Consider the following 24,587-nt stretch of genomic DNA (forward strand, 5'->3'; position numbering starts at 1 on the left):
CAGTTCGTCTCCAGTCCGCATCAGTCAATCTTCTATCGTCGCTGGCGGTCACTTCGGCAGTTGCGGTTGCGGTCTTTCCTCGATCAGCAGTTCATCGATGATGGTCATGACGATCAGCGAGAGCGGCAGCGCCAGCATCGCGCCGACCGCCCCCCACATCCATGTCCAGAAGATGATCGCCAGGAAAACGATGAAGGGATTGATCTCCAGTCGCCGGCCCATGACCGCGGGGAAGATCAGGTTCTCCATCACGAGATGTACGGTGAAAAAGGCCGCAGCGGGGATAAGGCCGATGACGATACCATCATGAGCGATGATGCCGGCAACGGCCACTGCGAAGGTCATCATGGTGATGCCGAGATAGGGAATGAAGCTCGACAGGAAGGCGAAGAAGCCCCAGAGAACAGGTGAAGGCAGCCCGCCAAAATAGGCGATGATCGTCATCACGACACCGAGCGCCACGTAGATCAGCGAGGCCGTGGCGAAATAGAAGCCGAGTGCCTGTTCCACACCATTGATGACGCGGATGGCTGCCAGCCGTTGGGCGCGCTCGCGAAAGGTCATGATGATCGTCTTACGCAGGCTCACCCGGCTCGCAAGGAAAAACAGCAGTGCCACAAAGAAGATAAGTCCCTGCACCAAAGCGGGCGTCAGGTTCGTCGTCACCACATGCAGCACGTTGCCGGTGTTTTCGAGTAGCGCATCGATGGACATCGGGCCGCTCTGGAAGGTCGCGGGTGTGATGTGAAGCCATTCGATCCGCTCCAGGTAGGGCATCATACGCTGGATGATGCGGTCGATGAAGTCGGGCGCCTCGTTGGCGAGCGTCGCCAGAGGTCCAGCAAGCGAATTGATGAGCAGGAAGACGATGAGCGCGACGCTAATGGAAAGGATCGACGCATTGGCAAGCCGTGGCACGCCCATCTTCGAAAGCCTTTCCGCTGCCATTCCGAGGATCATGCCGACGACCACTGCGAGCGTGATGGGGATCAGGATCAGCGACATCAGATAGACGGCAGCAAGCCCCAGGATGCCGAAGATGCCGATAATGGCCCATGCCATGCTGACATCGAGCCCATCCTTCTCGACGCGGCGGACCGGAGCCGGCGGAAGTTCCTCCGCCTCCTCCCGAAGCGTTCGTACCCATGCGCTCGTATGGCGCTCGCCAAGACGGATCCTGTCAGCCTGTTTTTTGATGCCGTCAGCGATATCCATGTGCGCTCTGTCCCCGAAGCCCCATTGCTTCGGCAATCAACGCGCAAGGGCTGCTGCCGGTTCCGCGGGGGGGGGGGCGGGGCGAGCTATCGGTTCGGAAAATGCTCCACATGCATCTCCCCGGTGCGGCCGAAATAGACGGCGCGGCGGCCGGGAAGCGAGACGAGATAGCCCATGCAGCCGGCGGCCATGATCCTCTCGCAGAAACCCTTGTAGCAATAGTCGGCTTCTGCTGCCTGCGCCCACCGCACGGCCCCGCCAACAGCGGCGGAATCGAAGGCTTCGGCAACGGGCGGGGTTTCCCCGCCGGTCGCAACCTCGATGCTCTCGCCGTCAGGCAGGTAATAGATTTTCACCGTCCGGCGCAGATCGGCGAAATATCCCTCGAAGCCGGCGCCGGCGAGTGCGCCGAGCACCTGGGGAAAGCTCATGCGGTCCTTTTCGGACGCGGCAGTACATTCTTCGGCAATGGTTCTCTGTTGCGCATCCATCTGCGCGCTCCTTTTCAACGTTTGACTGTGGTGTTGACGATCTATTCGACCGGTATGGTGCGTATGTCCCGCCGTTCGGCGATGGCCCTCAGCATGTCTTCGATCATCTGTCTTTCATCAGGCTGCAGATGGCCGAAATATTCCGCATCATTGGTGTCTGCGAGGGCGGCCAGTTCCGGCACCAGCCGCCGGCCTTCCGCAGTCAGCGCCAGTGACTGTGCCCGGCCGTCATCGGGGCTGGCATTGCGCGCGATCAATGCCTTGTCGATCAGCCGGTCGGCGAGCTTGCTGATCGCGCCCCGTGTCATGCCCATGCGCTCCGCTAGCCGGCTCGGTGCAAGCGCCTCGACATCGTAGAGTTCGCGCATCACGACCCATTCGGCAACTGTGACATCCTTGGCCTCCAGCTTTTTTGCGAATGCCAGCGACACCTGGTTGGAAACCATCCGCATCCAATAACCGAGATGCGAGGTGAGCTCAGAGATTGGTGGATGCCGCATGTTGCCTCCATTTTGTTGACTAGGAAACTACTTCTATATTGTTTCCTAGTCAACTATTTTCCCGGCGGCGCCTACTGGAGGACGTGAGCTGGCGTTCAGATAGATCGCTGTCGCCCGATGAAATCCACGAAGGCGCGCAGCGGCCACGGCATCTGGCGCCGGCTCGGATAATAGAGGTGGAAGCCGGGGAAGGGCGGCGTCCAGTCGCCGAGCATGCTGACCAGCCGGCCGGCGGTGAGATGGTCCGACACATGATAATCGAAGAGATAGCTGACCTCGATATCAGCGCCGGCACGGCAAGCGCTATCGGCACTCGCAAGAATGTCGCCGCCGGCAATGGTTCGCTGACGGAGCGCAATCTCGGTATTGCCGACGTGGTCAAAGAGATTGCCGCTGAAATCGGCGGGAGGCCGGCGCAGGTGGCGCTTGCCTGGACGTTGACCCATCCTGCGGTCACCTCGCCGATCATGGGCGTCAAGACGATGGCCCAGCTCGAAGACAATCTTGGTGCGCTCGACGTCGTGCTGTCGGATGAGCATCGCGCCCGCCTCGCCGAAGCAAGCGCCATCGTTCTCGGCTTCCCGGACGATTTCCTCGCCATACCGCTGACGCGCGGCGTCATGTTCGGCGAAGTGACAATCGAGCCGCGTCGTTGAGGGATGGAAGACGCCAAGGTCTGCAAATGAAAATGGCGCCCGAAACGACGCCATTTGTCTGCTTCAGGCCGACAGCGTAAGCCCGATACCCCACGGATCTCTAAGGAAGAAGCCGCCGTTGCGCTTCTCGCTCTTGATCTCCAGCTCGTCGAGCTTTGCGACGGCCTTGCCGAGCGTTTCCTGATCGTTGAACCGAATCGTGTAGTCGGAAAGCCCGGTCATGTTGTCGACGCGCGTGCCGGCGCCGCGGCTGTTCCAGATATTGGCGCCGAGATGGTGGTGGTAGCCGCCGCTCGCAAAGAAGCTCGCACCCGGATAACGCGCCATCAGCTTCAGGCCGAGCACGTCGCGGTAGAAGACGTCTGCCTGCGGAATGTCACCGACCTGCAAATGGATGTGGCCGATGGCGGTGCCGTCAACCATGCCGCCCCAGGCATCATCAGGCGCGCTGTTATAGAGCGCCTGGAGGTCGAGCCGCAGCGTCGCCATTTCCACCATGCCATCCTGGTGGAATTTCCAGCTCTCGTGCGGCCGGTCGGCATAGATTTCGATGCCGTTGCCTTCGGGATCGGAGAGATAGATCGCCTCGCTGACCAGATGGTCGGATGCGCCGTCGAGCACGACATTATTATGCGCGGCATGGCGCAGCCAGCGCGCCAGCTCGGTGCGGTTGGGCATGAGGAAGGCGGTGTGAAACAAGCCGGCGGCGTTGCGGGGCGCTTCGCGCGCATCCCGGTCGGTCGTCAGCGTCAGAAGCGGCAGGCCGGCGACGCCAAGGACTTCGCCGCTTGCGGTCCTTTCGAGCACCGAAAGGCCGAGCATCTTCTGATAGAAACCGGAGACCGCGACCAGGTCTTTCACCACCAGATGCGACTGGTCAATATAGGCAGGGCGCGTCAGCGCATAGGATCGTTCTGATGACGTCATGGGGTGGTCTCCTGCCCTGGAATTGGCCCTGGAATTGGCCAAGGAATTGAAAGGCGTACCGGCGGTGGCGGCAAGTGTGCCGCCCGTAGCGAGCGCGAGGAATTTTCGCCGGTCCATTCGCCTGTAAGCTCCCCTCGGCTGCTGTACTTGACCCCTATATGGCGCATTCCCATTGTTCACAGAAGGCTCGTTTTTGACGATGAAGCGTTCTGCAGACGTTGACGATAGCTCGCGTCCACTTGATATCAGTCAATGCGCTTTATCTATCCAGGGAGGAGGTTGATGACGAAGATCAACACCTCAAGGAGGATCACATGTACAAGAAGATCATCGTTCCAGTTGAAATCGGCGGCATCGAAAAAGGCGAGAAGATTTTCCGCAAGGCGGCAAAGCTGCTCGACAATGGCGGTGAGATCGTCCTCCTCAATGTCATTGAGGATATTCCCACCTACGTCGCCGTCGAGCTTCCGGGAAACATCGTAGAAGATGCCATGAAGGAAGGCCGCGACCGGCTGAATGAACTCGTCGCCAAGACCGGCATTCCGGCCACCGTCGAAGTCCGCAACGGCCCGCCCGCCAACAGCATTATTGCCGCGGCGGAAAGCCATGACGCCGATCTCGTCATGATTGCCTCGCACATTCCAGATATCTACAATTATTTCATCGGTGCCACCGCCGATCGCGTGGTGCGACACGCCAAGTGCTCGGTGCTGGTGGATCGATAGGACATTAAGCCATGGATATGAAATCTCAGGAAAAGATCCTGCGCGACCGCTGGCACGAACTGACAGCGCGCCTGCGCAAGATCGACGCGGACCTCAGTCGCACCAAGCCCGCCGATGATGAGGACCGCGCTACCGAAAACGAGAATGACGAGGTGCTGGAAGGTCTCGGCCAGGCCGGCGAGGACGAGCTTCGCGCCATCGACGCCGCCCTCGAACGCCTCGCCAGGGGCACCTATGGTACGTGCGCCCGCTGCGGGGCACAGATCTCCGAAGCCCGCCTTGCGGTCCTGCCGCAGACGCCGCTTTGCGAGGATTGCGCGGCAGACATGTGAGGCTGGGTCATCAAAATCGGGCATGGCTCGTCACAAAGATTTAACCTGACGCCACCAGGCGTCCGGTTGCGCCTTTGCCAATTCGATGCGACGATCCCTTCCGCTGGGTAAGGGTTCGTATATGGGCGAAATCAACGGCATTCGTTGGGCGTACGACAGGTATGAACTGATCGCCGACGGCATCGTTCACGGCGTCGGCCTGTTCTTTGCCCTGATCGGCGCCACCGTGCTGATCTTCTACGCCACCGTCTGGAGCCCCGCCGGCGCGGTCGTCGCCGCTTGGATCTACGGCGTCGGGCTCGTGCTGACGCTTGCCATTTCCTTTTCCTATAATATCTGGCCGGTTTCTCGCACCAAATGGTATCTGCGCCGGTTTGACCACTCGGCGATCTTCATCCTGATCGCCGCCACCTACACACCCTTTCTGGAGCGTGGCGCCGACGATCCGCTTTTGTGGGGTATGCTGGTCCTCATCTGGCTGATCGCCGCCTTCGGCATCTTCGTCAAATGCGTCTTTCCGGGCAAATACGACCGGCTGGCAATCCTGCTCTATCTCGCCATGGGCTGGAGCGGCATATTGGTGGCGGGACCCGTCGCCTCGCGCATTCCCTATGCCTCAATGCTGCTGATCGTCATCGGCGGTATCATCTATTCGCTGGGCGTCATCTTCCATGTCTGGGAGAGGTTGCGCTTCCAGAATGCCATTTGGCACGGCTTCGTGGTGGCCGCTGCCGCCGTGCACTATTCGGCCGTGCTGACCTGCTTCAGCCTGTCCGTCCCCACCTTGTGATATCTGGCGTTTACATCGGCCCGCGCCCGGCGTATGCCCGAAAAATCAAGACTATTCCGAACCAGGCCTGCCAAATGACCGATACCGTTCTCATCCGGGACGCCACCGAAGCCGATCTTCCTGTTGTCAGGGATATCTACAATCACGCCGTCGAGCACACGACGGCGATCTGGAACGAAACGCTCGTCGATCTCGACAACCGCCTGGAATGGTTCAAGACCCGCAAGGGCAGGGGCTTTCCGGTCATCGTCGCCGAGACGGACGGCAAGGTCGCGGGTTATGCCTCCTATGGCGACTGGCGCGCCTTCGACGGCTACCGCCACACGGTCGAGCATTCCGTCTATGTCGACAAGGATTGCCGCGGTGCCGGCATCGGTGAAAAGCTGATGCGCGCGCTGATCGAGCGCGCGAGTGCTGCCAATGTCCACGTCATGATCGCCGGTATAGAGTCTGAAAATGCTGCCTCCATCAAGCTGCACGAGAAGCTCGGCTTTCGCATCGCCGGCACCTTTTCCGAGGTCGGCATCAAGTTCGGCCGCTGGCTCGATCTGACCTGCATGGAATTGCGCGTCCCGAAGGCCTGATGAGGCCTTCTCCAGATTGATTGCCGGCGAGGACTAACCATATTTTTATCGTAGTCTGCGCCTTGTAGGAATCTCTGGTGGCGCGACTCGCGGAGGAGAGGTGGATGTTTGGACGCTCGGTGCTCGGTCTTTCGGCTTTCCTGGCCATGGCGGCCTATTCGCTGCCGGCGGTGGCTGCCAGTTGCAGCAGCACGGCTTCGCCGGAGCTCGACTGGCAGGAGTGCAACAAGAAGAACCTGATGCTTCAGGGCAGCGACCTCCAGGGCGCCAATCTCGCCGGCACGGATTTCTCGCTGACCGATCTCGGCGGCGCCAACCTCAAATCCGCCAATGCGGAAAAAGCGACCCTCGTGCGTGCCTCGCTGGCCGGAGCAAGCGTTCAGGGCGCAAACTTCGGCAAGATCGAGGCCTATCGATCGACTTTTGCCGGGGCCATCGCCGATGGCGCAAGCTTTGCCGGCGCGGAATTGCAGCGGGCCGATTTCACTGGCGCGCAACTCACAAAGGCAAATTTCGAGAAGGCCGAGCTTGGCCGCGCCAATTTCGACAAGGCCGTTCTGACAGGTGTCAGCTTCGCGCTCGCCAATCTCTCACGCGCCGATCTGACGGGCGCGCGCTATGAAGGGCCGATCAGTTTCGACCGCGCCTTCATGTTTCTGACCCGCATCGAGGGGCTGGATCTGTCCGCCGCCACCGGCCTGCAGCAGGCGCAGATCGACCTTGCCTGCGGCGATTCCTCCACCAAACTGCCTTCGGGGCTTTCCATCCCTTCCAGTTGGCCCTGCCCGCAGGAGCAGAATTGAACTCCGGAATTGCTTGAAACAGAGCCTTTCCTGTTCAGGCAAGTCGCCCGACCGGAATGATTTCGTGCGACTGCGCATGGAAGGGGTTGCCTTCCCAATCGCCGTACCACGCATCGACGGTTAGTCCGGCATCGCGCATCAAACCCGAGAGCTTGTCGCGCGGAGTATACAGGATTTTCGAGCGGCCGGCGAAACGTTCGCCCGTTGCAAGAACGCGGTAGCCGTTCTCGTAGGAAAGAACGCCGGTCGCCTCGTCGTAATGCGACTCGCCCGAGGCCTCGATCACACCAAGCTCCTGATGTTCGAGCTGACGCACGCTGCTGTGGCGTACATTGCGCTCCCTCTGGAAACCGGGATTTCGCGTATCGAACACGAACCGGCCGGCAGGGTTGAGATGCACGGCGATTGTCGCAAGGGCGGCACGCTGGTCTTCTTCCGTCAGGAAGACCTGAAAGGCATGACCCGTCAGCACGATGAGATCGTATCTCTTCCCGAGGCGGACGGTGCGGGCGTCACCCTCGACCCATTCCACCTTATCGCCACCCGGCCGCGCCCTGCCGATATCGAGCATCGCCACAGCCGGATCGACGCCGGTGACGATGCGCGTCGCAGCAAGCGCGGCGGTCAGCTCGCCGGTGCCGCAGCCGAGGTCGAGCGCGGACTGCGCGCCTTCCGCCAGCCTCATGCAGAAATCGAAATCCGGCCCCCAGCGATTGGCGGCATCGTAGAACTGCGCCAGCGAAGGGTCGCGGTAGAGGGGATCGTCGGAAATCTTGCTCATGCATCTGGCTTTCTGTCACTGATATAGAGATAGCGCTCCACCGTCTCGCCGGCCGCGTTCTGCTTGCTGAAGACCTCCCGTCGCTGGTGCACCCGCCCGGCGACCTTTTGCGAAGGAAGATTTTCCAGGCTGACGATGCTGACGAGGCGCGACAGACCCATGACCGAGAAGACATGGTCGCGACAGGCAGTCGCGGCCTCGGTGGCATAACCCTTGCCCCAATAATCCCGCCAGAGATGGTAGCCGAGTTCCGGCTCCATGCCGCGAGATGTGTCTTGCAGCGTAATCCCGCAGTCGCCGAGCATGTCGCCGCTCTCACGGTCGATCAGCGCCCAGAGGCCGAAGCCGTTCTTCTCGTAGCTTCCGAAGGCGAGCCTGTCGAAGAAATCGCGTGTTGCAGCAGCGTCCTTCGTGGAGGGATAGTACCGCATGCACAGCGGATCGGCGAAGATGCGTTCGAGCGTCGGCATGTCCGCAACGGTGATTTCCCGCAATATTAACCTGTCGCTGCGCAGGATTTCCCGCACGTCGGCCATCGTTTTCATCCTTCTGTCATGCGGCACGCCTAAGCCGCGCGCACCTCTGCAATCCGCTTTATACGAGGAGTTCCGCCATGGCATCTGCAAAGACACGCGTCATCATCGTCGGAGCCGGCATTGTTGGAGCCTCGCTCGCCTTGCATTTCGCCGGGCGCGGAGCCGGCGTTCATATGGTGGAAGAGGGTCCGAAAGCGGGCAGTGGCGTGACGGCGCGCGCTTTCGGCTGGGTGAACATCATCAACGTCATGCCGGAAGCTGCAAATTACAGCCTCGTGCAGGAAGCGCTCGCCGAATATGCCCGTTTGCAAGCCGACCTGCCGGAGGCTTTTGCCGCTGCGCGTCCCGGTTCGCTCTTCTGGCTCCAAAGCGCCGCCGAGACGGAGGCCTTCGCTGCCGCCCATCGCGCCGCAGGCACGGATGTCGAACTGGTCGATGCCGCGACGATTGCCGCATGCGAGCCCAATCTGCGCCAGCCTCCGCCCCGCGCCATCTTCTCGGCTCGTGATCTCGCACTCGATCCTGCAGGACTGGCGGGCGACTTGATCGACGCTTCCGGTGCGACTGCCACGTTCGGTCGCAGGGTCGAAAGCCTCATCCTTTCGGGTGACAGAGTGTCCGGTGTCCGCTTCGTCGATGGCGGCATGGTCGAAGCCGATCTCGTGGTCCTGACGGCCGGAACCGCCGTTGACAGGCTGGCAGAAAGCGCCGGCTTCCATACCGGCGTCGAAGCCTCGCCTTCGATCATCCTGCGTTACAGCTGCACCCAGCCCGTCGTGAACCGCATCCTGCGCGGCCCTGGCCTGGAGATCCGCCAGTCGGCGGACAACATGCTGCATGTCGCCAAGGGCTATATCGACGATACCGCGGAGAATGCGCCGGAGAGGGTGGGCGAACGCATCCTGAAAGTGATGCACGAGCGCCTGACGCTGCCGGAAGGCGTGACGCTCGTCGAAGCCGCCGCCGGTTATCGGCCCTTCTTTTCCGACGGAATGCCGCGGCTCGGCTTCCTGCCGGGGATCGAAGGCGCCTACGTTGCTGTCGGCCATCCCGGCGTCATCCTCGCGCCATTGCTGGGGCGTTTCGCTGCCGAGCACGTGCTGGAGGGGCAGCGGTCACCGCTCATCCCCGCTGCTGGCCTGATATGAAAAAAGCGGACCCGGTGAGGTCCGCTTTCCTTTACTTGCCGGGCTCGAAAATCATCGCATGCCCGTTGATGCAGTAGCGCAGACCGGTCGGCGGCGGCCCGTCCGGGAAGACGTGGCCGAGATGGGCTTCGCAGGTGCCGCAGCGGATTTCCGTGCGCACCATGCCATAGGTGCTGTCGCGGTGTTCGGTCACGGCGTCAGGCGAAACCGGTTCGAAATAGCTCGGCCAGCCGCACCCGGCATCGAACTTGGTATCGGAACGGAAGAGCGGCGCATTGCAGCTGACGCAGCGGTAGAGACCGGTCTCGAAGGAATCCCAATAGGGACCGGTAAAGGCGCGTTCGGTGCCGTGCTGACGGGTGATGCGGTACTGCTCGGGGGTCAGCAGTTCCTTCCATTCGGCATCGGTTTTGTGAACTTTTGGGCTAGTGGTCGTTTCGGCCATGGAGTGCTCCTTTCGCCGGGGGCAATCTCTTTTCGTGCGCAAATGTGGGGCGCGGAGCACGAATGATCAAGTCCGGGATCCGGTCTGGGATCAAAACCTGCCGTCTCATCGCCTACGGCATGATTCCTTAAATCGGAATCGATTTAAGGATAAAATTATGCGGCAGTTTAAGGTGCTACAGCGTCCTTTGCGCGTCCGAAAAGACGCGCGGCGCTGTAGTCAATTTGGGGGAAGACGACGAATCACCCGTGCTTTATTTTTAGTGTGCCACTAAGCTTAATAGTGCGCTTTTCGGGGACATCAGGTGTTTCATTCTTTGATTCTGGTTCTATACGGCGCAATCGCCGCGATCGCCTTGGGTGTGACCCTGCTGGAAGGCTGGGTCAACCATGATCGCTGGACCATACACCGCATTGCAGGGCTGATCGCCTGCCTTTTCTGGCCGCTGCCGCTTACCTTCTTCCTCCTGCATGGTTCCGTTTCCCGTCTCGCCGCACGCCTTTCCTGAACGTCAAGCCTGTGAAAATAGCCTTCGGCACCCACTGCGGGTGGCCGAAATTGCTTGAGGCCATCAGCCGATTCACCTAAGCCTTGGAAAAGGCTATTTTGCCGGCGTTCATCCGTACCGCGGGGAGGGGACATGGCCGATGTTACGGCTCTGACATTTCTGGCCCTGTGTCTGCCGCTGATCGGTGCTCTCGCTGCCCCGTTCGTCATCCGCGTTTTAGGCGCAGGCGGCGCCTGGATGCTCGCCCTCGCTCCTTTGCTCGCCTTCCTGCATTTCCTGCGTCTGGTGCCGCAGATCGCTTACGGCGAAATCATAACCGGCGGTTATGACTGGGTGCCGGGCTTGGGCGTGCGGTTTTCCTGGTTCCTGGACGGTTTGTCGCTCACCTTCGCCCTGCTCATTACCGGCATCGGCACGCTCATCGTGCTCTATGCTGGCGGATACTTGAGAGGGCATGCGAATCAGGGCCGGTTCTTTTCCTTCATCTTCCTTTTCATGGGCGCGATGCTCGGCGTCGTGGTCTCCGACAGCTTCCTGATGTTCTTCATCTTCTGGGAGCTCACCTCCATCACCTCCTTCCTGCTCATCGGCTTCGATCACGAGCGCGAGGCCGCACGGCGTGCAGCTTTGCAGGCGCTCGTCGTCACCGGGGGCGGAGGATTGATACTGCTCGCCGGCCTGCTCCTGCTCTGGGGAATGACTGGTGTCGCGCAGCTGTCCGAGCTCATGCAGTTTGGCGATGTCGTCAGGGGCAGCCCTCTCTATTTCGCGACATTGCTGTTGGTGCTTGGCGGCGCCTTCACCAAATCGGCGCAGTTTCCTTTTCATTTCTGGCTGCCGAATGCCATGGAGGCGCCCACGCCGGTTTCCGCCTACCTGCATTCCGCCACCATGGTGAAGGCCGGCGTCTATCTGCTGATGCGGCTGAACCCGGTCATGGGTGCGACGCCGGCATGGGAGATCCTGCTGCCCGTCTTCGGCGGCCTGACGCTCGTCACCGGCTCGGTGCTTGCAATCCGCCAGACGGATCTGAAGCTGAAGCTCGCCTATACGACCGTCTCTTCCCTCGGCCTGCTGGTGCTGCTCACCGGTTTCGGGTCTGACTATTCCATCAAGGCAGCGGTGCTCTATCTGGTGGCGCATTCGCTCTTCAAGGGCGCGCTCTTCATGGTCGCCGGCATCATCGACCATGAGACCGGCACGCGCAACATCACGCGGCTTCGGGGCCTGCGAAAGGCCATGCCGCTGACCTTTGCGATCGCCATGGCCGCCGCCCTTTCCATGGCCGGCTTGCCGCCCTTTTTCGGCTTCCTCGCCAAGGAGGAAATCTATACGGCACTGGCTGCCGGCGATCCCTATTCCATCCTGTTCACGGCCATCGCGGTTTTCGGCAATGCACTGATGTTTGCGATCGCCTTTGCCGTGGCGCTGAGGCCCTTTACCGGCCGGCCGGTTGAAACGCCGAAATATCCGCACGAGGCGCCGGTCCTGCTCTGGCTCGGCCCGGCAGTCCTCGCGCTCGCAGGACTGCTTGCTGCACTCTTTTCCGGCTTCACGCATGGCGCGATATCCTCGCCCATGGCTTCTGCCGTTGCGGGCGAGGCAACCACCATCATTTCTATCACGCTCGCGCCGCATGTCGGCGTGCCGCTGGCCCTGTCCGTGCTGACGGTGGTGCTCGGCATCGCCGTCTACTGGCAGCTCGACCGCGCTCGTACACTTGTGGCGTTTCTTCTGCATTCCGTCCGGGGTCCGGATCGCGGCTTCGACCATGTCATCGCCGGGTTGGTCCGTTTTGCCCATCGCTTCATCGGCATCGTTCAGCCGGGGCGACTGGATATCTATGTCGCCTCCACCTTCGTTTGCGTCGCGGCGATCCTCCTCGTGCCGGTTATCCTCCATGGCGAATTGCCGCTGGCCTTTGCCTGGCCCGCCGGCCTGCGCCCGCATGAGGCAGGCATCATGCTCATCGCGGTGCTCGGCCTTCTTGCCGTCCTGATCGCCCGAGACCGGCTGACGGCGATCGTCTCGCTCGGCATTCAGGGCTTTGCGGTTGCGCTGATCTTTCTGCTTTTCGGCGCGCCGGACCTCGCCTTCACCCAGTTCATGGTCGAAACGCTCGCGGTCGTCATCCTCGCCCTCGTCATGACCCGGCTGCGCCTGTCGCCGACCGATCCGCGCCAGGGCGCCCGCCGTCTCTTCGATATCGCCCTTTCGCTCGCCTGCGGCCTCGGCCTGGCGCTGTTGTTGATGCGCGCCACGGAAGCACCGTTCAACACGGCACTCAGCGATTTCTTCAACGCCCATTCGAAGCTGATCGCCCACGGCGCCAATGTCGTGAACGTCATCATCGTCGATTTCCGCGGCACGGATACGCTCGGCGAAATCGCCGTCGTCGCGGTGACGGGATTGGCGATCCTTGCGCTCATCCGCATCCGCGGCAATGCAGAGCGCAGGCTGGCGACGAACGATCCGGATGCGGAGGAGGCATGAGAAGGGTCTCTTTGGAATCTGTTTCCGTCCTCGCAGCGAATGCAGTGTTCGAGGTATCGCGCGACGTTACCGTTTCCCCTCATTCCTGTGCTTGTCACAGGAATCCAGCCTGCCCAAGTCCTTCGGCCGGAGAGACTCTTTGGTTTGCTGCAAATGAGTCATTCACGACGCAGACGCGTCGTGGCTGGATTCCTGTGACAAGCACAGGAATGAGGGAGGTTGGTAGTCGTCCTTGGCTTTCTCAGCCTCTTCGCGGAGACGCCCCATGAATACCCTCATCTTCCGCACGGTCGCACCCTTCATCACTGCGCTGATGCTGCTCTTTTCCGTCTTCATCCTGCTGCGTGGCCATAACGAGCCGGGCGGCGGTTTCATCGGCGGGCTGATTGCTGCTTCTGCGCTCGCGATTTACGGCATTGCATTCGGTGTGCAGGCGGTACGCCGGGCGATCCGCTTTCATCCGCTGGCGATTGCCGGCTTCGGCCTGCTGCTCTCCTGCTGCGCCGGCATGCTCTCCATTTTCTTTGCCGTGCCCTTCATGACCGGCCTCTGGGTCTACCCCACCATCTTCGGCGTGGAAGTGCCGCTCTCCAGCGTCATGCTCTTTGATCTCGGCGTCTATTTCGTCGTGCTCGGGGCCGTCGCCTCGATTGCACTGGCGCTGGAGGAAAGGGAGGTGGAGTGATGGAGGCGCTCTTTGCCATCCTCGTCGGCCTGTTTTTTTCGGCCGCCGTCTATCTGATGCTGTCGCGCTTCTCGATCCGCATCATGCTCGGTATCGCCATTCTCGGCAATGCCGTGAATCTCCTGATCTTCACGGCAGGAAGGCTGACCCGCGAGGTCCCGCCGATCATTCCCGCTGGCGTCGATATGCTGCCGTCGGGTGCCGCCAATCCGCTGCCGCAGGCATTGATCCTGACCGCCATCGTCATCTCATTTTCTTTCCTCGCTTTCCTGCTGGTGCTGACCTATCGCGCCTATCAGGAACTCGGCACTGACGATACGACCCGCATGCATGATGCCGAACCTGAAGACCGGCCGTTGCCGCCGTTGGGATATTGAGGATGGTTGTGCGGATGCTCATCCCGACGACCCTTACGGGAGACACTGCCTGATGGCCGCCCCCCTCTCCGACCTTTCGGCCGCCATGGTCACCACCCCGATCCCGCCGGCCCATTGGCTGGCGATCCTGCCGGTCGCGCTCTGCATCAGCCTCGGCGCGCTGCTCTTGATGCTGCGCAGCTTTTCCCGCCTGCAGGCATGGATCGCCATTGCCGGCCTCGTTGTCCTGCTGCTTCTCGATGCCGCTCTGCTGCGGCAGGTCGCTCAGAATGGTCCGCTCACCATGGTGATGGGCCGCTGGCTGCCGCCCTTCGGCATTGCGTTCACCGTGGATGTCTTCGGCGCGCTGATGGCACTTGCCGCAGCCGTCGCCGCCCTTGCTGCCGGCATCTATGCCTTGTCGGACATCACCGAAAGCGGCCGGCAGTACGGTTTCTTCCCGCTGTTGATGCTGCTGATATCAGGCGTCACCGGTGCCTTCCTGACCGGCGACATTTTCAACCTCTATGTCTGGTTCGAGGTGCTGCTCATTTCCTCATTCGGCCTGCTGATTCTCGGCTCCGAACGGGCGCAGATCGACGGCGCGCTGAAATATGCCGTGCTGAACCTCATCGCCACGACACTGTTCCTGATTGCGGTCGGCATCCTCTATGCGAGCTTCGGCACGCTCAACATGGCCGATATCGCCGAGCGGGCGGCGGGACTCAGTGGCACTGCGCCGCTGATGACGCTTGCCTGCCTCTTCTTCCTCGCCTTCGCCATGAAGGCCGCGGCCTTTCCGGTGAATTTCTGGTTGCCGGCCTCCTATCACACGCCACGCATCGCCGTGTCCGCGCTCTTTGCCGGCCTGCTGACCAAGGTCGGCGTCTATGCGCTGTTGCGTGTCCTCGTCATGCTGCTGCCCACTGAGCGAGGCGAACTCAGCCTGCTGATCGCCATCGTCGGTGCCCTGACCATCCTCGTCGGCGCATTGGGGGCGCTTGCCGAAACCGACCTGCGCCGGCTGCTCGGCTATATGGTGATCTCGGGCATCGGCAATATGCTGGTCGGCATTGCTCTCGGTACGGCCGATGGCCTCGGCGGCGCGGTCTTCTATGCGTTGCATTCGGTCGTGCTGATGACGGCGCTCTATCTGCTGGCGGGCGAAGCGGGCAGGCGGGGCGGTTCCTTCTCGATTGCCGCGCTGGGGGGGCTCTATCGCCAGAGCGGCTGGTTCGCGGCGATTTCGCTCATGCTGTTCTTCGCCGCCTGCGGCCTGCCGCCCTTTTCCGGTTTCTGGCCGAAGGCGCTGTTGGTCAAGGCGTCGCTCGATCTCGGTGCCTGGTGGCTGGCAGGCGCCGTCCTGCTCGGCGGCTTCCTGCTCACCATCGCTTTCGGCCGCCTCTTCCTGTTTGCCTATTGGCGTCCGTCCCCGCTGCCACTCCCGCCAGTGCGGACCGGCTGGACGGTTGGCCTGCCGCTTGCGGCATTGACGATCCTCGTCATCGGCTTCGGCGTCCTGCCGGAGCAATTGCTGCAGTTCGCCCGATCGGCGGCCGACGGGCTTGCCGATCCCTCCGCCTATATCTTCTCCGTCTTTCCGGAAGGGGCCATGCGATGATCGTCCTGTTCCTGAGCTTGCCGCTCGCCATTGCCTGGGTCGCCGTGACAGGCAGCGCCTCGCCGCACAATTTCGTCTTCGGCGTAGCCTTGTCGCTGCTGTCGCTTTCCGTCGTGCGCGAGGCCTTTGCCGACCGCTCGCCACCGCGCCGTGTCCGTCCGCTGCACATCCTCCTGCTTGCCGGCCTTTTCCTGAAGGAGCTGGCACTATCGGCCTGGCGGGTGGCGCTGACGGTGCTTTCGCCGCGCATGCAGCTTACTCCCGGCATTCTCGCATTCCCATTGACGGTGACGAGCGATTTCCAGATCACTCTGCTTGCCAACCTCATCACGCTCACGCCCGGCACACTCTCGGTCGATGTGTCAGCGGATCGGCGCACGCTCTATGTGCATGCGCTGGACTGTGCCGATCCGCTGGCGGTCAGACGCGATATCGCTGACGGATTCGAGCGCCGCATCATGGAGGCCTTCGGATGATAACGCCCGCCGCCATCGTTTCCGCCGCCGCCATCGCAGCGCTTGGCATCCTCTGTGTGGCGCTCTTTATAACGGTCTTGAGGGTCATTGCCGGTCCCAGCCTGCCGGATCGCATTCTTGCGCTCGACATGCTGACGGGCATCGCGATCGGCTTCATCGCCGTCGTCGCCGTGCGCACCGGCTTCTCGCTTTACATCGATATCGCCATTGCGCTCGGCCTCGTCGGCTTCCTGGCAACCGTCGCCTTTGCCCGTTTCGTGCTTTCGCGCGGAGATGTGGGAGAGGCCGGGCCTGAGACACGAAGGAGGAGCGAATGATAATGGACTATATGCTTGCTGTCATCACCGCTGTGCTGCTGCTGGCAGGCGCCTTCTTCGCGCTGGCGGCAGCGATCGGTATCGTGCGCTTGCCGGATCTCTACACGCGCATGCATGCTGCCTCCAAAGCCGGCACGGTCGGTTCCGGCTTATTGTTGCTCGGCGCCGGGCTTTACTCAGGCGAACTTGCCGTACTTGCCAGAGCGCTGGCCGGTTTCCTCTTTTTCATCCTGACGGCGCCTATTTCTGCACACCTTCTTGCGAGAGCTTCGCATAAAACTGGGCATTTCCCAGCACGTATCTCAATACGTGACGATATGCGAATGCGCTGAGAGTGAGGGCTATTCAGAATTTTAAGCTAATTTACGCAAACTTATGCACTGGAAGCACGAGTAAAGCTTGCTGACCTACTGACCAATTCTTTGTGATGGATTTTTTTTCTAGGAAAATCGTAATTAATAATTGGCCTTTTCGGAAAACGATGCTATTTGAAAACTCAAGTAGAGTTCTGATTGTGAATTAGAATCGTACTGCTTCCAAGTCCATTAGCCTTGACTGCCAATGTCTAACTGGGTGACGGCCTGGAAGAATACGTAGTAGCTCACCTTCAGGCAGTATTGGCGCAGAGAACGGTCTTCGGAATCTAGGGGTGGATTTCCGGTTTTTCGAAACAAAGGCTGCAACCTGCTCTTTTGCTGTTTCGCTCTACGAAGAGGGTTCTTCGTCTTTTGGGCGAAGGACCGTTTGAGCATGCTAACAGGAGAAAGAATATGACGGATATGGCGACCGGCAATGCGCCGGAGCTGCTTGTGGAACTGACGGCCGATATCGTCGCGGCCTATGTCAGCAACCACGTTGTCCCGGTCAGCGACCTGGCCAATCTGATTTCCGACGTACACTCGGCATTGAGCAACACATCCGTACCGCAGCCGGTGGCAGCGGTCGTCGAAAAGCAGAAGCCCGCAGTCTCTGTCCGCAAGTCCGTACAGGACGAGCAGATTACGTGCCTGGAATGCGGCGGTAACTTCAAGTCCCTGAAGCGTCACCTGATGACGCATCATAATCTCGCGCCGGAAGAATATCGCGAGAAATGGGACCTGCCTGCCGATTACCCGATGGTAGCCCCGGCCTATGCCGAAGCGCGCTCGCGCCTCGCAAAGGAAATGGGCCTGGGACAGCGCCGCAAGCGCGGCCGGGGCTGAGGCCTCTCCCTCCGCTGGACGATACGAAGAGCCGGGCCTGGTGCCCGGCTTTTTTGTATTCGCGTTTCGAAGGTGGCGCTCGTCTTCGAATGACTTTCGGCCATTGTCATTTATCTTCAAAAAAACACGACAAAAATGTCGGCCTTGCAACAGCCCATCCGTCTCTAGATCAATTCCAGCAAAAGCGCTTGAGCGTTTTGCGTTCGGAATTGCATGAAAAGATTGAGGAAAGGCGGGCGCTCACGCCGCCGCAATAAGAGGAGAAGAGACAATGCGCGTAATGGTTATCGTCAAGGCGACTGCGGACAGCGAAGCGGGTGTCATGCCCTCGACCGAGCTTCTGGCCGCCATGGGCAAATATAACGAGGATCTCGTGAATGCCGGCATCATGCTGGCAGGCGAGGGCCTGCATCCTTCCTCCAAGGGTAAGCGCGTCGCCTTTGATGGTCCGAAGCGCCTGGTGATTGACGGTCCCTTCGCCGAGACCAAGGAATTGATCGCCGGTTACTGGCTGTGGCAGGTCAAGGACATGGATGAGGCGATCGAGTGGATCAAGCGTTGCCCCAATCCGATGCCCGGCCCGAGCGAGATCGAGATCCGTCAGGTCTTTGAAGCCGCCGATTTCGGCGAGGCCTTCACGCCGGAGCTTGTCGAACAGGAAGAGCGCCTGCGCGAAAAGATGGCCGACGGCAAATGATTCGATCGGAAATACGATATCCAGCGTCCGGAGGTTTTTTCTCCGGGCGCTTAACAGCACCCGTCACGATCCGCTCGTCCTGTGCTGAGCACGACTGATCATGCCACTCAGGCGACAGCCCGCACGCGTGCTTCCTCGCGAATGCGATTGACCATCGAGCGTAGCCCGTTAGAGCGTTGTGACGACAGATTCTCGGTCAGCCCAATCTTGGAGAAGATCTCGAAGGCATCCAGCGAAGCGATTTCGGACGCCGTCTTGCCGGAATAGGTGGCGAGCACGATGGCGACGAGGCCACGCACGATATGCGCATCGGAATCGCCTTCGAACGTCATGACGGGATTGTCCGGATTGCCTGATGTATGCGTCACCAGCCACACCTGGCTGGCGCAGCCCATCACCTTGTTCTCTGAGGTCTTCTTCTCCTCGGCCAGATCCGGCAGCGCCTTGCCGAGTTCGATGACATATCGGTAGCGGTCTTCCCAATCGTCCAGGAAGGAGAAGTCGTCGATGATCTGGTCGAGGGTTGCCATAAGTGTCAGGCCTTTCACTGTTACCTGATCATATAGGCGAAGCGACCGCAGAATTGAACCGTTAAAAAGAAACGCCGTGAGGGATGGGCATCCTCACGGCGCAGCATAGTGCTGAAATAAACAGGGCAGGCACGTCAGGCATGGGGCATCTCCGCGTCATGCGGACCACCGATGCAAGCTTGGGTGCGGGCGGATTGCCCGCGAAATTCGTCAGATGGTAGGCTTCGGCGTCGGCAGCGGGATCGTGCCGGCCGGAATGGTACCGGTCACGACCTGTTCAGCCGACGTGCCGTCTTCCACCGGCGGGCGGTAAGGCTGCGGCATGTGCGGCATCGGCTGGCTGAGCGCAGCCTGGGCTTCGCGTACGGTATTGGTGACGGCCTCCGGCAGGGAAGGAGCGGCGAGCGCCACAGACGCCGGGGGCACGGCCGACTTTGCGGAAGCCATGTTGGAATTATCGTCCTTGAACTGGCTGTCGAGCAGTTCGTAGGCGACACGAGCGCCTTCGCGAGCCCGGTAGCCGAGAGCCGTCAAGGTTTCGCCACCCTTGGTGCAGACCTCAGGCTTTTCGGCGCACATGCCGGTCAGATAGTCATAGGCGCCGCTTGCCGCCGTGAAAGCGTCGGAAAGCTGCAATTGTGTGTGGCCGGTATTGTCGGGGTTCTCCGAGCTGAAAACGGAAAGCACCACGAGCACAAGACCAAACCAGAATGATCCTTTGATCAGAAACCACATTGTCTTGCCCATCCTGTTTTCCCGTCCGGTCTTGCTGCCGAATCGGGCCGGTTGTCCGGTGTGTTTTCACCCTACCGCCAAGTTGCGAATGCAGCTTTTCGAAACTCGTCGGCATTTGCGGCAAATTTGTCTCGAATTTTAATCATCGCAATTTTCGGGGCATTTCAGTCGAATTCTAATGATCGCCGTTAAGCATGGTGGCAACTACGGCCCGCAATTGTTGGGCTTTTGGCCCGCCGCTCTGCCACAAGAGTTAACGCGATGCTGAAATATAAAGAAAATCCGTCGCTTACCTGCTATTAACCACAAAATTCAAAGAGCCGTGCGGATGGCCCAAAACGGGACTTTTGGCGTTTTTGGACTGTGGAGGGCGACTTTGCCTTATCCTTTCCTTAAGCCGCGGGGGCCTATTGTCCGGGGCAATGAAAGGCCTTTCGGGCAGGTATTGCGTGCGAGTATTGAGTGACATTGGCGGCCGGGCGACAGCCCTCGTGGACCGGGCAGCGGAAGGCTGGCTCTCCCGGACGAGCGGCGGCGAAGCTGTGCGCCAGAGCGAGCTCGCCATTCTGCGCCGCCTCGTCTTCCTGTCCTCCGCAGCCCTTGTCGCTGCTCCTCTCGGTCTCTCGCTCGTCACCAGCCCTGCTGTCGCGCTTCCGGCCGGCGTCGCCACCGTCTGCGCGGCCTTCCTGTTTTCCGCCGTCGGCAGCATCGCGCTTTCCCGCCAGGCGATCCCCCAGAACGCAGCAGCAGCCAGCGCCGACGATCTCTTCCTTGAAATGAGCCCCGGCCTCGTGCTCTTCCTCGATCCACACGGCAGCGTGACGACAGCGGGCGGTCGCGACAGCCGCGATTATCTTGCCTGGATGCGCGACCCGAAAGGCAGGGGCTTTTTCGAACAGGTTCATGTCTCCGACCGCATCCTTTTCCTGCAGGCGCTGGATGCCCTGCGCCAGGGCGAGGAAAAGGTAACCGTCGATGTCAGGCTGGAGCGTCCCTCCGTCTCGCGCGATCACCGTCAGTTCGCTTATCTGCGCATGGATATGACCGCGCGGCGGGATATGGACGGCATGCTTTCGGCCGTCATCGCCCAGTTGCATGATGTTTCGGTGGAGCAGCGGCTTCGCGCCGAGGCGCAGGCGCGTGTGGCCGATGCGGAATTGGCCAACGACGCCAAATCCCGCTTCCTTGCCGCCGTCAGCCATGAGTTGCGTACACCGTTGAACGCCATCCTCGGCTTCTCGGACATCCTGATCGGCGAATATTTCGGCAAGTTCGAAAACGACCGCCAGCGCGAATATGTCGGCCTGATCCGTGAATCCGGCGCGCATCTGCTTTCGGTCGTCAACACGATGCTGGACATGAGCAAGATCGAGGCGGGCCGTTACGAGTTGCTGCTCGAACCTTTCGATATCGGCGCATCGATCCGCTCCTGTGAATCGATGCTGACGTTGCAGGCCAAGAGCAAGGGCGTCACTCTGACGAACCGCATCCAGCGGGGGATCGGCGAAGTGATGGCCGATCAGCGCGCACTGCAGCAGATCCTCATCAATCTCGTCGGCAACGCCGTGAAGTTCACCGAGGCCGGCGGCGTGGTCACCGTCGATGCGGCCATGCGCGACGGCATCCTCAAGCTGACAGTCAGCGATACCGGCATCGGCATTCCCGCCGACCGGCTGGCCACGCTTGGCCAACCTTTTGTCCAGATCCAGAATGATTATACCCGCCGATTCGAGGGCACGGGTCTTGGCCTCTCGCTGGTCAAGGGCCTTGTCGCCCTGCATGGCGGTCATTTCGCCATTGCCAGCCAGCCGGGCGAGGGCACTATCATCACCATCGAGATCGCGGCTGATGGTTCCGGCGCCTGCACTGGCGAGGATACCGGCCGGACAGGGGCGGTCGAATTTCCGCCGCGGCTGAAGGGTGCGGTGGATACCGCAGAAGTGGAGGAGGGGCTCTTCGATGGCCGCGCGCAAGCGAAAATCGCCTAAGGGCAGGAAGGGGCGGCGGCAGCCGGGCCTTTTGATGACCGGTGCTGCGGCGCTCGGCGGCATCGGCCTGCAGGGTGCCACCGCGCTGGGCGGCCTCGGTCTTCAGAGCGCGGGCGCGCTCGGTGGCGTCATCGGCCGCAATCCCTCCGTTGCCGGCGGCACGATCGCCTTCGTCGTCATCTTCTCCTTCGTCGCCGCCAATGCGCTCTGGTATCAGCCGGGTACGCACCCGCATCCGATCTTCCGCACCCGCGATCCGGGCGCGCCGAACGTTATGGGTTTCCGCCCGCAGCCCGAGCTGCAGGGCGATGTCACCACGTTCCGCATCGAGCGGCCGGACGATGCCGCCGCGACGACCGAGACCACGCCACCGCCTGCTGTGCCGGGCCAGCAGCCGAACCAGCTCGTCATGGATATCCAGAAAGAGCTGATCCGCCGCGGCCTCTATAATGGCAATCCCGATGGCGTTATCGGCCCGCGCACCAGTGCTGCCATCCTCTTCTTCGAAGAAACCGTCGGCATGGCACAGTCGGGCGATGCGACGCCGGACGTGCTCGCCGCTCTCAGGACCGATGCTGCCGGCCCCTCGACCATTCCCGCCGAAAAGCCGCGGGAGGACGTGACATCGAAGGCGACGGAGGAAGATCCGGTCGCAGCCGCCATCCGTAGCGCCGAAAAGACCGTCAAGACGGCTCCATCAGCGCCGAAACAGGTTCCCCTGTCAGGCATTTCCAACGTCGATCTGGTGCTGAAGATCCAGAAGGGCCTGACCAATATGGCCTATGCCAATGTCGGCGTCGACGGGGTTGCCGGCGAACAGACCCGCGCTGCCATCCGTCATTTCCAGAAGCACTACAATTTGCCTGAGAATGGCGAGCCGAGCGAAGCCGTGCTGAAGAAGCTCAAGGAAATCGGCGCGCTCTGAGATCAGCCCTGCCGCGGCAGGGCTGACGGCTGGTTCGCGAGCCGCATAGGCCGATAGTCCACCGTCGGCGCCCGGCCTTCCACATCGACCACTTCATCGATCGGTCCGATATTGATGGCCGCCGAGCTCCGGTAACGTTTCGGCGCAATGCCGGTCACCCGCTTGAAGGCGTTGGAGAAGGCGCTTTCGGACGTATAACCGAGTGACAGCGCCAGCGATGAGACGGGCATGGAGCCCTCACGCAGCGCCCGTTCGGCAAGGCGCATGCGCCATGCGGTCAGATAGGTCAGCGGCGCCACACCCGCGACAGTCTTGAAACGCAGCGCGAAGCTGGTGCGCGACATGCCGGCGGCCTTTGCCAGTTCCCCAAGCTGCCAGTCGCGTGCAGGGTCGGCATGCATTTGCCGCAGCGCCGGCGCGATCTTCTCATCGCCGAAAGCGCGCAGCCAGCCGACCGTCAGCGGCTCCGATGTCATGATATGGGCGCGCAGGACCTGCACGAAGATGAGCTGCGAGAGCTGGGCCGAGGCAAGCAGCGCGCCCGGCTTGCCGGCGGCCATTTCCCGCACCAACTGATCCAGCAGCCAGCGCAGCACGCCGGCTTCCGCAAGGGTCGCCCGCACGTGGATGACGGGCGGCAGCACATCGAGCAGCAGTGCCGTGCCGGTCGGGCCGAGCGCGATATGACCGCCGATATAGAGGAAATCCTCGCCCGCGCCGTGCCGTGCCATGCCATTGACCTTCTTCTCCTTGAAGGCCGTGACGGCATCGCTCGGCGTCAGCGCCAGATCGGTTGCCAGCACGAAGGAATGTTTGCCGTTCAACAGGATGACGTCGCCCGCTTCGAGCAGGATCGGCGCACTGCCATTATCAAGCGCCAGCCAGCAGCGGCCCGTGGCGACGGCGCTGATCTTGATGCGGTTCGGCTGCGGAAAGGCGAGCGCCCAAGGCCCGCCGGCAATCAGCCCGCCGGCCATCAGGCAGCGGGCATCGAGCAGACTGAGCATTTCGGAGAGGGGATCACTGGTCATCTTTGTACGATGGCGCAAGAAATCGGGATTTACAAGCATTCAGAATCCCGGCCGCCAAGCATAGATGTTTGGCGAATAGAAAGGAGACATTTCATGTCTACTCCTCAAGCTCCCATCGGTTCCCGCTTCGGCGCAGCGTCCACGGCGGAAGACGTGATTGCCGGCCATGATCTCTCCGGCAAGGTGGCAATCGTCACCGGCGGTTATGCCGGTCTCGGCCTCGAGACCGCCCGCGTGATGGCCGGCGCCGGCGCCAAGGTCATCGTGCCCGCCCGCAATATCGAGAAGGCGAGGGCCGCAGGTGAAAGTGTTCCCGGCCTGACATTTGCCTATATGGACCTGATGGATCCCAATTCGATCGACGATTTCGCCGATCGCTTCCTTGAAGACGGCGAGCCGCTGCATTTTCTCATCAACAACGCCGCCGTCATGGCCAACCCGCTGACGCGCGACGGCCGCGGTTACGAATCCCAGTTCTCCACCAATCACCTCGGCCATTTCCAGCTCGCTGCCCGTCTCTGGCCGGCGCTGGTGCAGGCGGAGGGCGCTCGCGTCGTAGCCGTCTCCTCCCGCGGCCATGCCCGTGCCGGCATCGATTTCGACGACCCGATGTTCGAAGACCGCGAATACCAGCCCTATATCGCATATGGCCAGTCGAAGACAGCAAATGCGCTTTTCGCCGTATCGCTGGACGCCTTGGGCGCAAGGCACGGCGTTCGCGCCTTCTCGCTGCATCCGGGCGGCATCGTCACGACCGATCTCATCCGCCACCAGTCGCGCGGATATCTGCAGGCGAGCGGCTATGTGGATGCCGACGGCAATCCCGTCATCGATCCCGAAAACAACAAGAAGACCATCGCCCAGGGAGCGGCAACCACCGTCTGGTGCGCCGTCAGCGATGAGCTGGAAGGCATGGGCGGCGTCTATTGCGAGAACTGTGATATCGCCAAGGCCGTGCCTGCCGACTCCGAGGAACTGCTCGGCGTGCGCCCTTGGGCGACCGATCCGGAACTTGCCGAACGTCTCTGGCAGGTGAGTGAAAGACTGACGGGGCTCACGCAGAGCTGAGGCCATAGCCTCACACGCGGCG

At 61.3% G+C, this 24,587-nt stretch carries 31 protein-coding genes; 20 read left to right on the forward strand and 11 right to left on the reverse strand.

The features are described from left to right. Nucleotides 1-48 precede the first annotated feature (48 nt). From KQ933_RS03405 to KQ933_RS03420, 4 genes are all read right to left on the reverse strand, one after another. On the reverse strand, nucleotides 49-1,215 hold the full coding sequence (locus KQ933_RS03405) for an AI-2E family transporter (RefSeq protein WP_216757395.1): 1,167 nt from the start codon (nucleotides 1,213-1,215) through the stop codon (nucleotides 49-51). A gap of 86 nt (nucleotides 1,216-1,301) precedes the next feature. Then, a complete protein-coding gene (locus KQ933_RS03410) occupies nucleotides 1,302-1,706 on the reverse strand; it encodes a DUF1398 domain-containing protein (RefSeq protein WP_216757396.1) in 405 nt (134 codons plus the stop codon). 41 nt (nucleotides 1,707-1,747) lie between these two features. Next, nucleotides 1,748-2,206, reverse strand: a complete 459-nt coding sequence (locus KQ933_RS03415) for a MarR family winged helix-turn-helix transcriptional regulator (RefSeq protein ID WP_216757397.1) — start codon at nucleotides 2,204-2,206, stop codon at nucleotides 1,748-1,750. 95 nt (nucleotides 2,207-2,301) lie between these two features. Next, nucleotides 2,302-2,457, reverse strand: coding sequence for a hypothetical protein (locus tag KQ933_RS03420; protein WP_253958268.1), 156 nt, complete (start codon nucleotides 2,455-2,457; stop codon nucleotides 2,302-2,304). Here KQ933_RS03420 and KQ933_RS03425 point away from each other — a divergent pair, their 5' ends adjacent. Further along, nucleotides 2,458-2,862 (forward strand): aldo/keto reductase, encoded by a 405-nt coding sequence (locus KQ933_RS03425; RefSeq protein WP_253958269.1) that lies wholly within the window; start codon nucleotides 2,458-2,460, stop codon nucleotides 2,860-2,862. 63 nt (nucleotides 2,863-2,925) lie between these two features. Here the strand turns inward: KQ933_RS03425 and KQ933_RS03430 are convergent, their stop codons facing one another. Then, complete coding sequence (locus tag KQ933_RS03430) at nucleotides 2,926-3,906, reverse strand: VOC family protein (protein ID WP_216757398.1); 981 nt, start codon at nucleotides 3,904-3,906, stop codon at nucleotides 2,926-2,928. A gap of 197 nt (nucleotides 3,907-4,103) precedes the next feature. Here KQ933_RS03430 and KQ933_RS03435 point away from each other — a divergent pair, with 197 nt between their 5' ends. From KQ933_RS03435 to KQ933_RS03455, 5 genes are all read left to right on the forward strand, one after another. Then, nucleotides 4,104-4,514: a universal stress protein gene (locus tag KQ933_RS03435; RefSeq protein ID WP_216757399.1), complete on the forward strand. Its 411-nt coding sequence runs from the start codon at nucleotides 4,104-4,106 to the stop codon at nucleotides 4,512-4,514. 11 nt (nucleotides 4,515-4,525) lie between these two features. After that, nucleotides 4,526-4,846 (forward strand): TraR/DksA family transcriptional regulator, encoded by a 321-nt coding sequence (locus KQ933_RS03440; protein WP_216757400.1) that lies wholly within the window; start codon nucleotides 4,526-4,528, stop codon nucleotides 4,844-4,846. Between the two features lie 121 nt (nucleotides 4,847-4,967). Further along, nucleotides 4,968-5,636 carry a hemolysin III family protein gene (locus KQ933_RS03445; RefSeq protein ID WP_216757401.1) on the forward strand — a complete coding sequence of 223 codons (669 nt, stop codon included), beginning with the start codon at nucleotides 4,968-4,970 and terminating at the stop codon, nucleotides 5,634-5,636. Between the two features lie 74 nt (nucleotides 5,637-5,710). Continuing rightward, nucleotides 5,711-6,220, forward strand: coding sequence for a GNAT family N-acetyltransferase (locus KQ933_RS03450; protein WP_216757402.1), 510 nt, complete (start codon nucleotides 5,711-5,713; stop codon nucleotides 6,218-6,220). Between the two features lie 104 nt (nucleotides 6,221-6,324). After that, nucleotides 6,325-7,023, forward strand: coding sequence for a pentapeptide repeat-containing protein (locus KQ933_RS03455; protein WP_216757403.1), 699 nt, complete (start codon nucleotides 6,325-6,327; stop codon nucleotides 7,021-7,023). 34 nt (nucleotides 7,024-7,057) lie between these two features. On the opposite strand, the gene KQ933_RS03460 is transcribed toward KQ933_RS03455, so the two are convergent. Together KQ933_RS03460 and KQ933_RS03465 are read right to left on the reverse strand one after the other, a co-directional pair. Further along, on the reverse strand, nucleotides 7,058-7,804 hold the full coding sequence (locus tag KQ933_RS03460) for a trans-aconitate 2-methyltransferase (protein WP_216757404.1): 747 nt from the start codon (nucleotides 7,802-7,804) through the stop codon (nucleotides 7,058-7,060). Then, nucleotides 7,801-8,340 (reverse strand): GNAT family N-acetyltransferase, encoded by a 540-nt coding sequence (locus KQ933_RS03465; RefSeq protein WP_216757405.1) that lies wholly within the window; start codon nucleotides 8,338-8,340, stop codon nucleotides 7,801-7,803. The genes KQ933_RS03460 and KQ933_RS03465 overlap by 4 nt, the downstream gene beginning before the upstream one ends. Nucleotides 8,341-8,417: 77 nt before the next feature. On the opposite strand from KQ933_RS03465, the gene KQ933_RS03470 reads away from it, so the two are divergent. Then, entirely contained in the window at nucleotides 8,418-9,488 is a 1,071-nt protein-coding gene (locus tag KQ933_RS03470; RefSeq protein ID WP_216757406.1) for an FAD-binding oxidoreductase, read from the forward strand. Nucleotides 9,489-9,519: 31 nt separating this feature from the next. On the opposite strand, the gene msrB is transcribed toward KQ933_RS03470, so the two are convergent. Beyond that, nucleotides 9,520-9,933 (reverse strand): peptide-methionine (R)-S-oxide reductase MsrB, encoded by a 414-nt coding sequence (gene msrB, locus KQ933_RS03475; protein ID WP_216757407.1) that lies wholly within the window; start codon nucleotides 9,931-9,933, stop codon nucleotides 9,520-9,522. Between the two features lie 304 nt (nucleotides 9,934-10,237). Here msrB and KQ933_RS03480 point away from each other — a divergent pair, with 304 nt between their 5' ends. The 10 genes from KQ933_RS03480 to KQ933_RS03525 all read left to right on the forward strand — a co-directional run bounded on the left by KQ933_RS03480 (nucleotide 10,238) and on the right by KQ933_RS03525 (nucleotide 18,288). Then, nucleotides 10,238-10,441, forward strand: coding sequence for a hypothetical protein (locus KQ933_RS03480; RefSeq protein WP_216757408.1), 204 nt, complete (start codon nucleotides 10,238-10,240; stop codon nucleotides 10,439-10,441). Between the two features lie 132 nt (nucleotides 10,442-10,573). Further along, nucleotides 10,574-12,934: a putative monovalent cation/H+ antiporter subunit A gene (locus KQ933_RS03485; RefSeq protein WP_216757409.1), complete on the forward strand. Its 2,361-nt coding sequence runs from the start codon at nucleotides 10,574-10,576 to the stop codon at nucleotides 12,932-12,934. A 265-nt stretch (nucleotides 12,935-13,199) separates the two neighbouring features. Then, a complete protein-coding gene (locus tag KQ933_RS03490; RefSeq protein ID WP_216757410.1) occupies nucleotides 13,200-13,619 on the forward strand; it encodes a Na+/H+ antiporter subunit B in 420 nt (139 codons plus the stop codon). Beyond that, nucleotides 13,619-13,996 (forward strand): Na+/H+ antiporter subunit C, encoded by a 378-nt coding sequence (locus KQ933_RS03495; protein WP_216757411.1) that lies wholly within the window; start codon nucleotides 13,619-13,621, stop codon nucleotides 13,994-13,996. The genes KQ933_RS03490 and KQ933_RS03495 overlap by 1 nt, the downstream gene beginning before the upstream one ends. Nucleotides 13,997-14,048: 52 nt before the next feature. Next, on the forward strand, nucleotides 14,049-15,596 hold the full coding sequence (locus KQ933_RS03500; protein ID WP_216757412.1) for a Na+/H+ antiporter subunit D: 1,548 nt from the start codon (nucleotides 14,049-14,051) through the stop codon (nucleotides 15,594-15,596). Next, nucleotides 15,593-16,072 carry a Na+/H+ antiporter subunit E gene (locus KQ933_RS03505; RefSeq protein WP_216757413.1) on the forward strand — a complete coding sequence of 160 codons (480 nt, stop codon included), beginning with the start codon at nucleotides 15,593-15,595 and terminating at the stop codon, nucleotides 16,070-16,072. The genes KQ933_RS03500 and KQ933_RS03505 overlap by 4 nt, the downstream gene beginning before the upstream one ends. After that, entirely contained in the window at nucleotides 16,069-16,389 is a 321-nt protein-coding gene (locus KQ933_RS03510; RefSeq protein ID WP_216757414.1) for a cation:proton antiporter, read from the forward strand. The genes KQ933_RS03505 and KQ933_RS03510 overlap by 4 nt, the downstream gene beginning before the upstream one ends. Next, nucleotides 16,389-16,721 carry a monovalent cation/H(+) antiporter subunit G gene (mnhG, locus tag KQ933_RS03515; protein ID WP_216758819.1) on the forward strand — a complete coding sequence of 111 codons (333 nt, stop codon included), beginning with the start codon at nucleotides 16,389-16,391 and terminating at the stop codon, nucleotides 16,719-16,721. The genes KQ933_RS03510 and mnhG overlap by 1 nt, the downstream gene beginning before the upstream one ends. A 438-nt stretch (nucleotides 16,722-17,159) precedes the next feature. Further along, entirely contained in the window at nucleotides 17,160-17,591 is a 432-nt protein-coding gene (locus KQ933_RS03520) for a MucR family transcriptional regulator (RefSeq protein ID WP_007821525.1), read from the forward strand. A gap of 271 nt (nucleotides 17,592-17,862) precedes the next feature. Further along, a complete protein-coding gene (locus KQ933_RS03525) occupies nucleotides 17,863-18,288 on the forward strand; it encodes a YciI family protein (RefSeq protein ID WP_183802513.1) in 426 nt (141 codons plus the stop codon). Between the two features lie 107 nt (nucleotides 18,289-18,395). On the opposite strand, the gene KQ933_RS03530 is transcribed toward KQ933_RS03525, so the two are convergent. Together KQ933_RS03530 and KQ933_RS03535 are read right to left on the reverse strand one after the other, a co-directional pair. Beyond that, nucleotides 18,396-18,818: a SufE family protein gene (locus KQ933_RS03530; RefSeq protein ID WP_216757415.1), complete on the reverse strand. Its 423-nt coding sequence runs from the start codon at nucleotides 18,816-18,818 to the stop codon at nucleotides 18,396-18,398. Nucleotides 18,819-19,028: 210 nt separating this feature from the next. Beyond that, on the reverse strand, nucleotides 19,029-19,553 hold the full coding sequence (locus KQ933_RS03535) for a DUF5330 domain-containing protein (RefSeq protein WP_216758820.1): 525 nt from the start codon (nucleotides 19,551-19,553) through the stop codon (nucleotides 19,029-19,031). A 422-nt stretch (nucleotides 19,554-19,975) separates the two neighbouring features. Here KQ933_RS03535 and KQ933_RS03540 point away from each other — a divergent pair, with 422 nt between their 5' ends. After that, nucleotides 19,976-21,541, forward strand: a complete 1,566-nt coding sequence (locus tag KQ933_RS03540; RefSeq protein WP_216757416.1) for a HAMP domain-containing sensor histidine kinase — start codon at nucleotides 19,976-19,978, stop codon at nucleotides 21,539-21,541. Beyond that, nucleotides 21,513-22,466 carry a peptidoglycan-binding domain-containing protein gene (locus tag KQ933_RS03545; RefSeq protein WP_216757417.1) on the forward strand — a complete coding sequence of 318 codons (954 nt, stop codon included), beginning with the start codon at nucleotides 21,513-21,515 and terminating at the stop codon, nucleotides 22,464-22,466. The genes KQ933_RS03540 and KQ933_RS03545 overlap by 29 nt, the downstream gene beginning before the upstream one ends. Nucleotides 22,467-22,468: 2 nt before the next feature. Here the strand turns inward: KQ933_RS03545 and KQ933_RS03550 are convergent, their stop codons facing one another. Further along, a complete protein-coding gene (locus KQ933_RS03550) occupies nucleotides 22,469-23,536 on the reverse strand; it encodes an AraC family transcriptional regulator (protein ID WP_216757418.1) in 1,068 nt (355 codons plus the stop codon). A gap of 54 nt (nucleotides 23,537-23,590) precedes the next feature. Here KQ933_RS03550 and KQ933_RS03555 point away from each other — a divergent pair, with 54 nt between their 5' ends. Continuing rightward, a complete protein-coding gene (locus KQ933_RS03555; RefSeq protein WP_216757419.1) occupies nucleotides 23,591-24,565 on the forward strand; it encodes an oxidoreductase in 975 nt (324 codons plus the stop codon). Nucleotides 24,566-24,587 lie beyond the last annotated feature (22 nt).

The sequence above is a fragment of the Rhizobium sp. WYJ-E13 genome, assembly GCF_018987265.1.
GTDB lineage: Bacteria > Pseudomonadota > Alphaproteobacteria > Rhizobiales > Rhizobiaceae > Rhizobium.